Source organism: Flagellimonas hymeniacidonis (assembly GCF_008040165.1).
In the GTDB taxonomy this organism is placed as follows: Bacteria; Bacteroidota; Bacteroidia; order Flavobacteriales; family Flavobacteriaceae; genus Flagellimonas; species Flagellimonas hymeniacidonis.
On record NZ_VRUR01000001.1, the window covers coordinates 1445005 to 1459887 of the forward strand.

The 14883-nt window shown below is 37.0% G+C and carries 11 protein-coding genes; 10 read left to right on the plus strand and 1 reads right to left on the minus strand.

What is annotated here, in order from left to right; genetic code table 11:
- Position 1 precedes the first annotated feature (1 nt).
- From FVB32_RS06525 to FVB32_RS06535, 3 genes are read left to right on the plus strand one after another with little or no spacing between them, the layout of a single operon-like run.
- Entirely contained in the window at positions 2-385 is a 384-nt protein-coding gene (locus tag FVB32_RS06525; protein WP_147742358.1) for a TraR/DksA family transcriptional regulator, read from the plus strand.
- A gap of 29 nt (positions 386-414) precedes the next feature.
- A complete protein-coding gene (locus tag FVB32_RS06530; RefSeq protein WP_147742360.1) occupies positions 415-1035 on the plus strand; it encodes a hypothetical protein in 621 nt (206 codons plus the stop codon).
- A gap of 34 nt (positions 1036-1069) precedes the next feature.
- Positions 1070-1702: a lipoprotein signal peptidase gene (locus tag FVB32_RS06535; RefSeq protein WP_147742362.1), complete on the plus strand. Its 633-nt coding sequence runs from the start codon at positions 1070-1072 to the stop codon at positions 1700-1702.
- Here the strand turns inward: FVB32_RS06535 and FVB32_RS06540 are convergent.
- Positions 1699-2259, minus strand: coding sequence for a 5-formyltetrahydrofolate cyclo-ligase (locus FVB32_RS06540; protein ID WP_147742364.1), 561 nt, complete (start codon positions 2257-2259; stop codon positions 1699-1701). The two genes, FVB32_RS06535 and FVB32_RS06540, sit on opposite strands and share 4 nt — an antisense overlap.
- Positions 2260-2802: 543 nt before the next feature.
- Between FVB32_RS06540 and uvrC the strand changes: the two genes are divergently transcribed.
- From uvrC to FVB32_RS06575, 7 genes are all read left to right on the plus strand, one after another.
- The gene (gene uvrC, locus FVB32_RS06545; protein WP_147743437.1) at positions 2803-4593 is read left to right on the plus strand and encodes an excinuclease ABC subunit UvrC; all 1791 of its coding nucleotides are present in this window, start codon (positions 2803-2805) and stop codon (positions 4591-4593) included.
- Between the two features lie 4 nt (positions 4594-4597).
- Positions 4598-6862 (plus strand): patatin-like phospholipase family protein, encoded by a 2265-nt coding sequence (locus FVB32_RS06550; protein ID WP_147742366.1) that lies wholly within the window; start codon positions 4598-4600, stop codon positions 6860-6862.
- Positions 6863-7282: 420 nt separating this feature from the next.
- Positions 7283-8062, plus strand: a complete 780-nt coding sequence (locus tag FVB32_RS06555) for a DUF3108 domain-containing protein (protein WP_147742368.1) — start codon at positions 7283-7285, stop codon at positions 8060-8062.
- Between the two features lie 14 nt (positions 8063-8076).
- Complete coding sequence (locus tag FVB32_RS06560; protein ID WP_147742370.1) at positions 8077-9039, plus strand: tryptophan 2,3-dioxygenase family protein; 963 nt, start codon at positions 8077-8079, stop codon at positions 9037-9039.
- 8 nt (positions 9040-9047) lie between these two features.
- Complete coding sequence (locus FVB32_RS06565; RefSeq protein WP_147742372.1) at positions 9048-10331, plus strand: M23 family metallopeptidase; 1284 nt, start codon at positions 9048-9050, stop codon at positions 10329-10331.
- A 1-nt stretch (position 10332) separates the two neighbouring features.
- Positions 10333-11970: a glucose-6-phosphate isomerase gene (gene pgi / locus FVB32_RS06570; RefSeq protein ID WP_147742374.1), complete on the plus strand. Its 1638-nt coding sequence runs from the start codon at positions 10333-10335 to the stop codon at positions 11968-11970.
- 163 nt (positions 11971-12133) lie between these two features.
- On the plus strand, positions 12134-14848 hold the full coding sequence (locus tag FVB32_RS06575) for a TonB-dependent receptor (RefSeq protein ID WP_147742375.1): 2715 nt from the start codon (positions 12134-12136) through the stop codon (positions 14846-14848).
- Positions 14849-14883: the final 35 nt, after the last annotated feature.

Below are 14883 nucleotides of genomic sequence, written 5' to 3' on the forward strand. Positions count from 1 at the left end.
CATGGCACAAGATTTAAAAGTAAGATACTCGGATAAAGATCTAAAAGAATTTAGAACGTTAATTGAAGAAAAGATAGATAAGGCCAATAAGCATTTAGAGCTGCTTAAGAGCTCTTATATGAACGATGGCAATAATGGCACGGATGACACCTCTCCGACCTTTAAAGCCTTTGAGGAAGGTTCTGAGACCATGAGCAAAGAAGCCAACACACAGTTGGCAATTCGCCAAGAAAAATTCATTAGGGACTTAAAGAATGCGTTGCTCAGAATAGAGAACAAGACGTATGGTATTTGCCGTGTAACCGGGAAGCTGATCAACAAAGAGCGATTAAAGCTTGTACCGCATGCTACACTGAGCATTGAGGCCAAGAATATGCAGAAATAACAAAAACGCCGTAAGGCGTTTTTTTGTTTATGAAAAGGATATTCTTTTTTCTCTGTCTTTTTTCATTGATTCAGTTGCAAGGTCAGAAACTAATCAAGAAGGCCTTTGTTGGTCCAGAGACCAAATACATTCAAATTGACTCTAAGTATTGCTATCAGGTCGATCTTGACACCAACAATATCAATGAGGTTAAGGTGGAGGCGAGTATCGAGGGGGAATATTCCAAGGATTTAGTGATTACTATAGAAGAACAAGGCGCTACTGTTTTGCTCAGTGCAGGTTTTCAGCCGAACTTTATCAATCCAAATGATAAACTTAGTGCCCATAAAGTTATTTCCATAAAATTACGCATAACACTTCCGGAGCATAAAGAGGTATCCGTTTATGGTACAAATAGTAATGTACAGGCAACAGGGGATTTTAAAAGTCTTATGGTAAAATTATCAGATGGGAGATGTGTATTGGAAAATGTAATAGCAAATGTTGAGGTAGCCACCCAAAAAGGAGATATTTTACTCAAGGTTCCAAGCGGAAATATTGTTGCCAAAAGCACATATGGAGAAGTTCAGAAAGAAACTATTCCACAAGGTGAAAAGCTATATAACTTGAACACGGTAGAAGGACGGATCTTCCTTAAGAAAACAAAATAATATCCATACTTTTGCGCAATCTGTTTTTAAGGTAATGAATTTAAAGAAGTCCCTGTTAATCATCGTATTGGTCCTTTTGGTGGATCAGATAAGTAAAGTCTATGTAAAGACCAATTTTGTGTTGGGAGAATCCATCGATGTTTTTACTTGGTTTAAAATACTTTTTATAGAAAATGAAGGTGCTGCATGGGGAACAAAGTTAAGTGACCTACTACCCATTTCTGAGTCTGCAGGGAAACTGGTTCTGACCATTTTTAGACTTTTTGCCATTTTTGGTATTGGGTATTGGCTTTGGGATAACATAAAGAAACAATCCCCACGAACATTGGTTTTGGCAGTTTCACTCATTTTTGCAGGAGCTTTGGGGAACATTATTGATTCTGTTTTTTATGGGATGATTTTTGACGAGAGCAGCAATCAAGTTGCCACTTTATTTTCCAGTGAGCCTTATGGAAAGCTATTTTATGGAAAAGTAGTGGATATGCTTTATTTTCCGTTGGTTGATACTTCTTGGCCCGATTGGGTCCCTTCATTAGGCGGAAAAAGCTTTCGTTTTTTTGAGCCTGTTTTTAATATAGCGGACACTGCTATTAGCACTGGGGTTGGAATATTGATTGTATTCAATAAAAAAGCCTTTCCTAAACCAGAGAAACAAACCGAAGGTTAAAATTTATATACTCTTTTGGGTGTAATACAATAATTGAGTCTTACATCATTTTTGGTCATATTCATAATTTGTTCCTCTGCCTCAAAAAAGGAAAGCCCTACTGTAATGGTTTCCGTTCCACATTTCCTCAGAAAAGTATCATAGTACCCTTTGCCATAACCCACTCGATTTCCTTTTAGGTCAAAGGCAAGTAAGGGCACAAAAACTACATCTATTTGGTTTTCTGGAATTTTAATACCATCCACAGGTTCTGGAATGTTCCATTTATTTTTTTTGAAAGCGGTGTTATCGGTTAGCAAATAGTTCTCCATTGCATTTTCTCCACTAACCTTTGGAATGACCACATGCTTGTCCTTTCCCTGGAGAAGGGTCATTATCGGAAGGGTATCAACCTCCCTGTTTTCTTCAATACTTAAAAAAATATGGAAATAAAAAAAATCCCAAATAGGGATTTGAAGTGCATGATTTGCTAAAAGTATACTATAATCAGAGATTTCTGAAAGGCTTAGCCCTTCTCTCAAATTCTTATATTTTTTTCTCAGTTCATGTTTCAACATCTAGTGTTGAAATTTTTCGGGGTGGTGTTTTGGGGAACTTTTTTTATTACTCTCTGGTTGAAACAGAGAAAAAGATTTTGAAAAAAAGCATCAAAATCAAATACATTCCCAAAACGATAACATAGTTCTCCATAGAATCGTATTTATAAGGTTAAATGTAGGTAAAAGAATTGAAAAGTTCACCATGAAATGCATTTTTAATCGATGAAACGCACCTTTTTTAGCAACAGTTTAACAAGTCGAGTGTTTTTTTAGGGTTTTGTTTAGAGCAGTTATTAAGGTAACTAATTGAAAATAAGAACTATTGAGTTCACATGGCTTTCGGAGTTCTAATTGACCTAAAAAAATAAAAAAATAAAAATCTTGCATTTTGAGTATCCAAAACAGTACTACATCTTTTTTGTAGGAAAAAGCAAACAGAGAAAAACAACTATGTATAAAACTCAAACAAAGGTTAAACCACAGTGGGAATAGATCAATTTTAATAAAAAAATAGTATTATTAAAAGTTACTTTTGTTTTGGAGTCCATATCCCAAGATTATATGTCCGCCTCGTCATCTATCAATGTCCAAATAAGTGCTCTTCCAAACAATCCGGGGGTATATCAATTTTATGATTCTGAGGATAAGATTCTTTATGTGGGCAAAGCAAAGAACCTTAGAAAAAGGGTCGCTTCCTATTTTAATAAAAAACAGGAGTATGGAAAGACACGTGTTCTGGTAAAAAAGATACATTCTGTTAAACATATTGTTGTCCGCACAGAATCTGATGCCCTTCTCTTGGAAAATAACCTGATCAAAAAGTTATTGCCAAGATATAATGTCTTGCTTAAAGATGATAAATCATATCCATGGATATGTATAAAAAAGGAACGTTTCCCAAGAGTTTTCTCAACCCGTAAACTAATTAAGGATGGATCGGAGTATTATGGTCCATATACAAGCATGAAGACTGTAAGGACTTTGTTGGATCTGGTTAAGAGCCTGTATCCATTGAGAACCTGCAACTATGATCTTTCTGAAGAAAAGATTTCTTCAGGAAAGTATAAGGTCTGTTTGGAATATCATTTGGGAAATTGTCTAGGGCCGTGTGAGGGATTACAGAAAGAGAATGAATACCAGAAGCAGATAGAAGATATTAGGGATATTATAAGAGGTAATTTTAAAAGTTCACTTCAATTCTTTAAATCTCAAATGAAGGAATTGGCCAAAAATATGGAGTTTGAAAAGGCCCAAAGAATTAAAGACAAACTTGAGATACTCGAAAATTACCAGGCCAAGTCTACTGTTGTAAATCCAAAAATCAACAATGTTGATGTGTTTACCATTATTTCTGATGAAACCCACGGATATGTGAATTTTCTACAGCTATCGCACGGGGCCATCATAAGATCTCATACCTTAGAAATAAAAAAGAAATTGGATGAGACCGATGAGGAATTACTGCAACTAGCCATTACCGAGATTAGGCAGCGATTTAATTCAGAATCTAAAGAGATTTATCTGCCATTTCCTGTTGCGGTAGAAGAGAGCCTTAAAATCACCCTGCCGAAACTTGGGGACAAACGTCGCATCTTAGAACTTTCTGAACGCAATGCCCGTTTCTTTCGACAAGACCGATTTAAACAGATTAAAATCACAGACCCAGATAGACACACCAAAAGAATCATGGCCCAAATGAAAGCAGATTTGAGGCTTTCGGAGGAGCCGGTACACATAGAGTGTTTTGATAATTCCAACATTCAAGGCAGTAATCCTGTTGCGGCCTGCGTTGTTTTTAGAAATGGAAAACCATTCAAAAAAGATTACCGCCATTTTAATATTAAAACAGTAGAGGGCCCGGATGATTTTGCCAGTATGGAAGAAGTAGTTCTTAGAAGATATAAAAGACTGCTCACCGAAGGTGAATCACTGCCCCAACTCATTGTTATTGATGGTGGAAAAGGACAGTTGTCCTCAGCATTAAAAAGTCTGGATATTTTGGGATTAAGAGGTAAAATTGCCATTGTAGGAATTGCAAAACGATTAGAGGAAATTTACTTTCCCGAAGACCCCATTCCGCTTTATTTGGATAAAAAGTCGGAAACTTTGAAGATTATACAGCAGCTACGGAATGAAGCACATAGATTTGGAATAACACACCACAGAAATAAAAGAAGCAAGGGTGCTATTGATTCTGAACTGGAAAATATTGAAGGGATTGGTGAAAAAACAGCAGAACTGTTATTGAAGAACTTTAAGTCGGTAAAACGAATAAAAGAAGCAACCATTGAGAGCCTTGCGGAATCTATAGGTATGTCCAAAGCAAAAAAAATTTATAAAACCTTCCATTAGCAAAATGAAAAACACATTGACCATAATTATGTTTGTTTTTTTTGGTGCTTTTGTAATGTTCCAAAGTATTGGACAGGACAGGCCTCCAAAAGTGGGTCTTGTGCTTAGTGGTGGTGGGGCAAAAGGAATGGCCCATATAGGCGCACTTAAGGTAATCGATGAAGCTGGAATTAAAATCGACTATATTGGAGGCACTAGTATGGGCGCCATTGTGGGGGCTCTTTACGCCTCTGGGTATACGGCCATAGAACTCGATTCCATTTTTAAAGCGACTAACTTTTCCGAATTAATTCAGGATAACGTACCCAGAGGAGCTAAGACCTTTTATGAGAAGGAAGATTCCGAACGCTATGCGTTGGGCCTCCCCTTTACCAATTTCAACGTATCCTTCCCCCAAGCAATTTCAGGAGGGCAGAATATTTATACTGAATTGGTACGCCTTCTCTTCCATGTAAAGGATATTCAGGACTTTAAAAGATTACCCATTCCGTTTTTGTGCATTGCAACTAATGTAGAGACTGGCGAGGAGGTATTATTGAATGGAGGATATCTCCCAGAAGCGATTATGGCCAGCGGCACCTTTCCCTCATTATTTGAACCCTCAGAAATCGACGGAGAGATTTTGATTGATGGAGGGGTGGTGAATAATTATCCAATAGATGAAATACGGGCCCTGGGAGCAGATTTGATTATTGGAGTGGATGTACAACATGGTTTGGCAACCAGAGAATCACTTTCTTCCGCTACCGAGATATTGCTTCAAATCAACAATTATAGAACGGTTGATGATATGAAGGAGAAAATTGAAAAAACAGAAATTTATATTCGGCCAGATATCGATGACTTTTCAGTAATTGATTTTGATCGCTCCCTTGAGATTGTGGAAATAGGTGAAGCAGCAGCTTATAAAAGACTCGCTGAATTACAAGAAATAGCACAAAGCCAAACAAATGCCTCAGTTAAAAAAGATAGAGTAAAGACAAGCGACAGCTTAACCATAAATAGATTGATTATTAGGGGGAATGATCGCTATACAAGAGGATATATTAAAGGAAAGCTTAGGTTTGATCTAGCTGAGAAAACATCATTTGAAAGACTAAAACAAGGCATTAACAATTTATCAGCAACAGGAAACTTTAAGGCCATTAGATATGAATTGGCCTCCAATGGATTGGGAACAGATCTAATATTAAAGTTAACGGAAAATCCAACGAAGATGTTCTTAAAAATGTCTGCACATTATGATGATTTGTATAAAAGTGCGGCACTCATCAACCTGACCAAGAAGAATTTTTTGCTAAAAGATGATGTGGCATCTTTCGATTTTATACTGGGAGATCATATTCGTTACAATATGCAGTATTACTTGGATAAAGGTTTTTATTGGAGCTTCGGAATCAATTCCAAATTTACAGATTTTGATGAGGAAATTGATTTTGGATTGATACAATCAAATTTTAATGTACCAGATGACCCAAACATTCGAGAAATTAATTTGGATGTCACAGATTTGACCAATCAAGTTTATCTGCAAACGGTGTTCAAAGAAGAGTTTGCTTTTACAATAGGCGCCGAACATAAACTTTTACGGTACAGCACTAGAACATTAAATGAAGCTGTGGATGAAAGTGCGACAAGCTTTTTACCAAGAGATTCAGACCGTACATTTTTTGACAACTCCAACTACTTTAGCGCGTATGGTAAAATAACCTTGGACACCTACGATGACAAATATTTTCCCACAAAAGGATTGTTTTTTGACAGTGATTTTCACCTGTATTTATTCTCTTCAGATTTTAATGAAAACTTTAAAGAGTTTGGGGTGGGAAAAGCAAGGTTGGGTACAGTAATTCCTTTAGCTCACAATCTTAGTTTTAATATAGAGACACAAGGTGGGGTTAAATTGGGAACCTCTGGGGTAACTTCATTTGACTTTGTTCTAGGGGGCTATGGAAATGACTTTGTAAATAATTTTGTTCCCTTTTTTGGATATGATTTTTTAAGCCTTCCAGGGAATAGTTTTGTAAAAGCATATGGAAGATTGGATTATAATTTTGCACCCAAGAACCACATATTGCTCTCTGCAAATTTCGCCAATATTGAAGATGATCTTTTCCGAACAGGAGAGTGGTTTTCAGAACCCAATTTTTCAGGATACGGAATAGGCTACGGGTTTGAATCTTTTTTGGGACCCATTCAGATATATTATTCATGGACGCCAGAAATTTCCAATAGCAATATATTTTTTAGTGTAGGATATTGGTTTTGAACAAACTTTGAAACGATGGGTAAATAGTCCCTGTTCAAAAAATATAAACCTATGGATAAAAAGAAGTTTCCTACTTTAAGAATTGGAGGAAAACCATAGCAAAACTATGGCATTTTCTTAACGATTTGCTAATTATTTAGCAGCTTAACGATAATTTGGGCAAAGATCGTTAAAGTCCGTTAAAAACTTATTTTCCTACAAAACCTTGGCGTATCTTTACATCACATAAGGGGTGGTTCCCTTATAACTTTAAGTATTGGTTTTTCATAATTTAAAGTTTGGTTGGTTATTTAGGAAAAGCCCAGTTACAAGACTGGGCTTTTTTTATATATAATATTTTGGAACAAGTTTTGTTTATGTAAATGTAAAGTCATCAACTTAAACGGTGATTTCACTAATTTTATATCGATTCAAAGGATTATGAAAAAGATTTTAATCATTTTTTCCATATTGCTTACAACCTCCAGTATGGCCCAAAAAAAGCATCCTGCCTTTAAAGCGGGAGAGTGGCTAAAGTTTCGTATTCACTATGGTTTTTTGAATGCCAGTTATGCTACATTGAAGTTGACCACTGACTCTATTGATAGTATACCGGTATACCATGTGGTGGGTAGAGGAAAAACTACAGGTTTTGCCAGTATATTTTTTAAAGTAGACGATACTTATGAAAGCTACTTCGGAAGAAATGATGGTAAACCATATCGATTTATTAGAAAAATAAATGAAGGTGGATATACAAAGGATATAGAAATAGATTTTTATCATCAAGAAGACAAGGCAATTCTAAAGGACAACAAAAATGGTAAGGAATTTGATATTCCGGTCCAAGATGATATCCAAGATTTACTGTCAGCGTCCTACCATTTAAGGAACAGATACAAGCTTGAAGAATTTGAAGTAGGCCAATCCATTGATATGGATATGCTCTTTGATGATGATGGGGTCTATAAATTCAAATTAAAATTTTTGGGAAAAGAAGTCATACGGACCAAGTTTGGGAAAGTAGAATGTCTTAAATTTAGACCCGTTGTTCAATCAGGTCGTGTTTTCAAGGAAAAAGAAAGTTTAACGCTTTGGGTTTCCAACGATTTGAACAAGATTCCGATAAGAATAAAGGCGGACTTAGCCGTAGGGTCGCTTAAAGCAGATTTGGATGCCTATAACGGGCTTAGAAACCAGTTTAAAATAATAATGAGATAGTAAGTAGTTGTTGAATGAAGAAAGACGAGCTAATTGAGTCCCAAATCAACAAGCTTGAAGAAAAGTACAAAAACTCTGGCCAAGACTTAAGTTCTTATCTTGATGGACTCCTCTACCAAAAGTACCTCACGTATTGGGATTACATACACTTAGATACACTGTTAAGTATTCAAGTTCCACGCACCCATTTTCCAGATGAGGAGATTTTCATCATGTACCATCAAATTACCGAGCTGTATTTTAAGCTGATTTTGCATGAACAAAAACAAATCGTAGAAGATAAGTCTCAAGATTTGGATTTTTTTATAGAAAAAACCAGAAGAATCAATAGCTATTTTAAAGCGTTGATTTCGTCCTTTAGTATTATGATCAAGGGGATGGAACGCGAGCAGTTTTTGCGATACCGTATGGCCTTGTTACCTGCAAGTGGGTTTCAGTCGGCGCAGTATAGAATGATTGAAATTTATGCTACGCCATTAGAAAACCTGGTGCATCAATCGCAGCGTGATTCTTTTTCTAGCAAAAATCAGATTGAAGAGCTTTTTGAGCATATTTACTGGAAAAAAGGTGCTACGGATTTAGTCTCTGGCGAGAAAACCCTGACTTTAAAGCAATTTGAGTTTCGTTATACACCAAGACTGCTTAGAATTGCAAACCAAGTGAAGAGCAGTAACATATATCATAAATACCTTCAATTACCAGAAAAGTCTAGGAAAAATGAAGAATTGATAAAGTCCTTAAAGGACATGGATATAAACGCCAATGTAAATTGGCCATTAATGCATATGGGCTCTGCCTACAGATATTTAGCAAAAGAAAATAAGGAAGTAGAAGCAACAGGAGGCACCAATTGGAAGGAGTTTTTACCCCCAAGTTTTCAGAAAATAATATTTTTCCCAACTTTGTACTCAGAAAATGAGTTGGATACATGGGGAAAACAATGGGTAGACCACATTTTTAATCCATCAAATAAGTAATACTAGGAATGCAAAAGTTTTTTGGGGCAATTTTGATGCTATTGGTTATAGTGTCATGCAAAGAGAAAAAAGAGTTAGTGCAGGAATTGGCGCAAGAAGCGCCAGTTGCAAAGCCAATAATAAAGCAATATGGGTTTAACCTGGAGGAGTTTAAAGTAGTCCAGGATACTATCCGAAATGGAGATAGTTTTGGAGAGCTTATGTTAAAAAACAAGGTGGACTACCCAAAAATTGCAACCATCTCACAAAACTTCAAAGATACTTTTGATGTACGCAGAATAATGGTTGGCAAACCATATTTAATTCTAAAATCCAAAGACACTTCTGAAGTAGCGGAAGTTTTTATCTATCAAAATGACCGAATCAATTATACCGTTGTTGATTTGTGTGACAGTGTAATGGCCTATAAGAGTAGAAAGAAGGTGAAATATGTGATGAGGGAAGCCTCTGGAGTGATAGAAACTTCATTGTCCGAGGCGATTCTGGACCAAGGGATAGACTACAACATAACATTAAACCTTTCTGAAATTTACGCATGGACCATAGATTTCTTTAGACTGGAAAAAGGGGATAAATTTAAGGTGCTTTATAAGGAGCGTTATATTAATGATTCCATTTATGCAGGAGCCGAGCCTATTGAAGCAGCTTACTTTGAACATAAGGGCACACCAATTTATGCATTTTCATACGTAGCGGATTCTTCAAAACAAATTGTCGATTATTTTGATGATGAGGCCAATAATTTAAGAAGCACCTTTTTAAGAGCCCCAATAAAATTTGGATACCGATTGTCCTCAAGATATAACCTTAAGCGTAGGATTGCGTATTACGGGTATAAAGTTAGGCCACATAAGGGTACAGACTACGCTTCACCTGTGGGAACTCCAATTATTGCTACTGCAGATGGAACGGTAACCGAGTCCACAAGAAGAGGAGGAAATGGAAGATACGTGAAGATTAGACACAACGGGACGTATAGTACCCAGTACCTTCACATGAAAAAACAAAAAGTAAAAAGAGGTGATTTTGTTCGCCAAGGTGATGTTATTGGATGGGTTGGAATGACTGGAAATACAGGTGGCCCACATGTTTGTTATAGGTTTTGGAAAAATGGGCGACAAGTAGATCCCTTGCGCGAAAAATTACCAGCCGCAGAACCCATTGCAGATTCATTGCGCACAGATTATATGGCATTCATAGCCCCCTTAAAAGCTCAATTGGATTGTATTGAATTTATGGAACCTACCCCAGTACCAATACCAGAAGAAAATCAAATAACACTTAACCCCTAACATGGCATTACCCAAAACCAACCCTACAACCACCCAAGCTTGGAACAAACTTTTAGCACACTATAAAAACACAAAAGACAATCATTTAAGGGAACTGTTTGCCGAGGATTCAGATCGAGGCAAAAAGTTTACGTTGCTCTGGAATGATTTTTTGGTGGATTATTCAAAGAACAGAATTACGCAAGAAACACTTTCGTTGCTACTTCAATTAGCCGATGAAGTAGGGCTTAAAGAGGCCATTTCCGGCTATTATGAGGGAGCCTTGATTAATCAAACCGAAGGGCGAGCGGTATTGCACACAGCCTTAAGAGCCAAAAAAGACGATAAAGTATATGTTGATGGCCAAAACGTTATTCCGGAGGTTTATGAAGTCAAGGAAAAGATAAAAGCTTTTTCAGGATCAATTATTTCTGGAGAAAAAAAAGGATACACCAACAAAGCTTTTACAGATGTTGTAAACATAGGTATTGGAGGGTCTGATCTTGGGCCGGCCATGGTTACGGAAGCTTTAAAATTTTATAAGAACCACCTAAAAACGCATTTTGTAAGTAATGTAGATGGTGACCATGTTCGTGAGATTGTGAAGGAGTTGAATCCTGAGACGACTCTGTTTGTTATTGTTTCAAAGACCTTCACCACCCAAGAAACGCTTAGCAATGCCCTTACCATAAAAAAGTGGTTTTTAAATGCTGCTTCAGAGAAAGACATCGCTAAACATTTTGCAGCTGTTTCCACCAATACCAAAAAAATCAAAGAGTTTGGCATAGACAATGAAAATGTTTTTCCCATGTGGGATTGGGTAGGAGGTCGTTTTTCACTATGGAGTGCTGTGGGACTTTCAATTGCCCTTGCCGTAGGGGCTGATAATTTTGACGAATTGCTATCCGGTGCAAATGAAATGGACGTACACTTTAAGGAAACCCCATTTTCTGAAAATATTCCAGTTATTCTAGCACTGTTGAGTGTTTGGTATAACAATTTTTATGGGGCAGAGACGGAGGCAATAATTCCATATACACAATATCTAAGTCGCTTTTCTGCATACTTACAGCAGGGGATTATGGAGAGTAACGGTAAAAGTGTGGATAGGAGTGGTAACAGAACTGGTTATGAAACCGGGACTATTATTTGGGGAGAGCCAGGGACCAATTCTCAGCATGCGTTCTTTCAATTGATTCATCAAGGGACAAAACTTATACCAACAGATTTTATCGGTTTTAAGGAATCCTTGCATGGGGAAACGGATCATCATAACAAACTAATGGCCAATTTTTTTGCTCAGACAGAGGCATTAATGAACGGAAAAACAGCTGATGAGGTAAAAGAAGAGCTGGAAAAACAAAACCTGAGTGAAGAAGAATTACAAGCCTTATTACCTTTCAAGATATTTGAAGGAAACAAACCTACCAACACCATACTTATTAAAAAACTTACTGCTAGAACACTAGGATCCTTAATCTCACTTTATGAGCATAAAATTTTTATTCAGGGGATTATTTGGAACATTTTCAGCTATGATCAATGGGGGGTTGAATTAGGGAAGCAACTTGCTAAAAATATACTTAGCGATATTGAAAATTCGGATATTGGCAAGCATGATAGCTCAACTTTGAATCTTTTGCATTTTTTTAAGAATTGAATTAAGTTTTCATAAAGTTGATTTAATAGATAACTTATTATTAATCAACTATTTGTGTTTGATTAATAGTAATTCGCATTATTTTTTTTAACATTAAATTAACATAACAAACGTTAAAAAAAAAGACTTTTGCAGTGCTATTCAAATAATAAACACTGTAAAAATGAAAAAATTCTACTTATTAATTGTGGCTCTCATGGTATCCACAATTATGTTTTCTCAAGGAACCATTACTGGTAAGGTCGTTGACGGCGAACTTGGAGGCCCACTTCCAGGAGCTAGTGTAGTACTACAGGGCACTGAAAATGGTGCATCAACAGATTTTGATGGGAACTTTTCACTTGAAGTTCCTGAAGCTTCGGGTACTTTGGTTATTTCCTATATTGGGTTTATTTCCAAAAACATCACTTTCAATGCTTTGGGTAGCATTGGTACAATTTCATTGGCTCCAGATGCTGAAGAACTTGAAGGTGTTATCGTGACTGGAATTCTGGATATTGCTAAGGACAGGGAAACCCCTGTAGCGGTTTCAACTATTAGAGCAGCTGAGATACAAGAAAAGTTGGGATCTCAGGAATTACCGGAAGTATTAAGATCAACCCCATCCATCTATGCCACTAAAACGGGTGGTGGATTTGGAGATGGAAGGATAAACGTAAGAGGCTTCGATTCTCAGAATACGGCTATTATGATTAACGGTATTCCCGTTAATGATATGGAAAATGGTAGAGTATTCTGGAGTAACTGGGCAGGTCTTGGTGATGTTACTACGGCAATGCAAGTACAAAGAGGCCTTGGTTCCTCCAAGCTGGCCATTAGTTCGGTTGGTGGAACAATCAATATTATCACTAAATCTACAGAGCAAGAAGAAGGTGGTTCCGTTCGCTTTGGTGGTGGTAACGACGGTTATATGAAAATGACCGCTTCATACAATACTGGAAAAAGCGAGAATGGATTTGCAGCTTCAGTATTGTTGGGAAGAACTTCTGGTGATGGATATGTTCAAGGAACTAAGTTTGAAGGCTATAACTACTTCATAGGATTGGGATATGAGCCTAATGATAAAAACAGCTTTCAATTCGTATTAACAGGGGCACCTCAAGTACATAATCAAAGAACATCTAGTTTCTTTAATGTAGCCACTATAGAAGATCATGTAGAATATGGAGCGCTATATAACTTCAACCATGGATTTTTGAATGGTGAGGAATTCGGATGGAGAAGAAATTTCTACCATAAACCAATTGCCTCTCTTAACTGGGAGCATAAATTCAATGATAAAACCACGCTTTCTACATCTGCCTATGCATCTTTTGGTAGAGGTGGCGGAACAGGAGATATAGGTGTTGGCCCAGATTTTGGTTTTGCTAGCTCTAGTAGGTATAGAATACCTGAAACTGGATTGGTTGATTATGATTTGATTTCAAGATTTAACAGTGGAGAAGCCGTTACATTTTACAACGGCGATAATGACGGGAATCCTCGGCAATTGGCTCCTACAAATGGAGAGCAAATTGTCACCAGTTTTGGAGATGGAATCATTAGAAGAGCTTCAATGAATTCACATAACTGGTTTGGTGTTATTGCAAACCTCCATACAGACATCGATGATCAATGGAGTTGGGATGCTGGGATAGATGCCAGAGCATACAAAGGAATCCACTACAGAAGAGTGGATAACCTTTTGGGAGCCGATGGTTATTTTGATGACGATGATATCAACAATCCTGACCGTACATTAAGACAAAATGATGTTATAACATCTGATTTTGGATCTATTGTAAACATTTTTAAAGATATTGATGCAGAAGAAAAAATAGATTACTATAACGATGGTATCGTAAGATGGTTGGGTGCTTTTGGACAATTGGAATATACAGATGGTGTGGTTTCTGCATTCCTACAAGGGGGAGTTTCGCAACAAGGCTTCAAGAGAATTGATTATTTTACTTATTTGGATTCTGACCCACAACAGGAAACTGATTTTGAAAACCTATTGGGTGGAAATATTAAAGGAGGAGCGAACTTCAACCTGAACGAAGCACATAACGTTTTCTTCAATGCTGGATATTATTCCAAGCAGCCATTGTTTGATGCAGTTTTTCTAAATTTTGTGAATGATGTAAACCCAGATTTGACCAATGAAAAAATATTGGGTCTTGAAGCGGGTTATGGTATTAATCTTGGGGATTTTAGAGCTAAGGTCAATATTTACAGAACTTCCTGGAAAGATAGATTTGAATCGTTGGATATTGAAACACCTCTTGGAGATGAGGGTAGAGCAAACATCAATGGTGTTGAGCAAATACACTCCGGGTTTGAATTGGAAGCTGATTATAGAGCCTCTGATGTAGTTCAATTTAGAGGAATGATGTCCATCGGTAATTGGGAGTATGGCGGCAACGCTACAGGTGCTGCATTGGACGATGATAGAAACGTGATTGATCCAGAAGTTACTTTGTTCTTAGATGAGGTAAAAGTTGGAGATGCAGCTCAGTTCACTACCAATTTGGAAATGATTGTCAGACCAGTTCAGAACCTTAAACTGAGTACTACATTGTATTCAGCTTCAAGATTATTTGCGCAAATTAACGCAGAGGATTTTGATTCAGCAGATAATCAAGGTTCCTTGAGATTGCCAAGCTATAGCTTGTTGGATTTTGGGGTATACTATAAGTTTAGCTTTGGCCAGAAAAAAGATTTCATCAATATTGCGGCCAATGTAAACAACGTTTTTGATACAGAATACATCGCAGAATCTTTGACCAACAATTTTGCAGGCCCAGGCTCTGATACCTTTAGAGGATTGGATACTAGCAACAAAGTATTCTTTGGTTTTGGAAGAACTTGGAACATTAGCATGAGTTATAGTTTCTAAGTCTTAAGCAATACAATAGTAAAAAAACCCTGCCA

Coding starts and splice junctions, on each gene's coding strand:
- FVB32_RS06565 (WP_147742372.1), top strand. CDS start 9,048: ATGCAAAAGTTTTTTGGGGCAATTTTGATGCTATTGGTTATAGTGTCA.
- FVB32_RS06560 (WP_147742370.1), top strand. CDS start 8,077: ATGAAGAAAGACGAGCTAATTGAGTCCCAAATCAACAAGCTTGAAGAA.
- FVB32_RS06525 (WP_147742358.1), top strand. CDS start 2: ATGGCACAAGATTTAAAAGTAAGATACTCGGATAAAGATCTAAAAGAA.
- FVB32_RS06575 (WP_147742375.1), top strand. CDS start 12,134: ATGAAAAAATTCTACTTATTAATTGTGGCTCTCATGGTATCCACAATT.
- FVB32_RS06540 (WP_147742364.1), bottom strand. CDS start 2,259: ATGTTGAAACATGAACTGAGAAAAAAATATAAGAATTTGAGAGAAGGG.
- FVB32_RS06550 (WP_147742366.1), top strand. CDS start 4,598: ATGAAAAACACATTGACCATAATTATGTTTGTTTTTTTTGGTGCTTTT.
- uvrC (WP_147743437.1), top strand. CDS start 2,803: ATGTCCGCCTCGTCATCTATCAATGTCCAAATAAGTGCTCTTCCAAAC.
- FVB32_RS06530 (WP_147742360.1), top strand. CDS start 415: ATGAAAAGGATATTCTTTTTTCTCTGTCTTTTTTCATTGATTCAGTTG.
- FVB32_RS06555 (WP_147742368.1), top strand. CDS start 7,283: ATGAAAAAGATTTTAATCATTTTTTCCATATTGCTTACAACCTCCAGT.
- pgi (WP_147742374.1), top strand. CDS start 10,333: ATGGCATTACCCAAAACCAACCCTACAACCACCCAAGCTTGGAACAAA.
- FVB32_RS06535 (WP_147742362.1), top strand. CDS start 1,070: ATGAATTTAAAGAAGTCCCTGTTAATCATCGTATTGGTCCTTTTGGTG.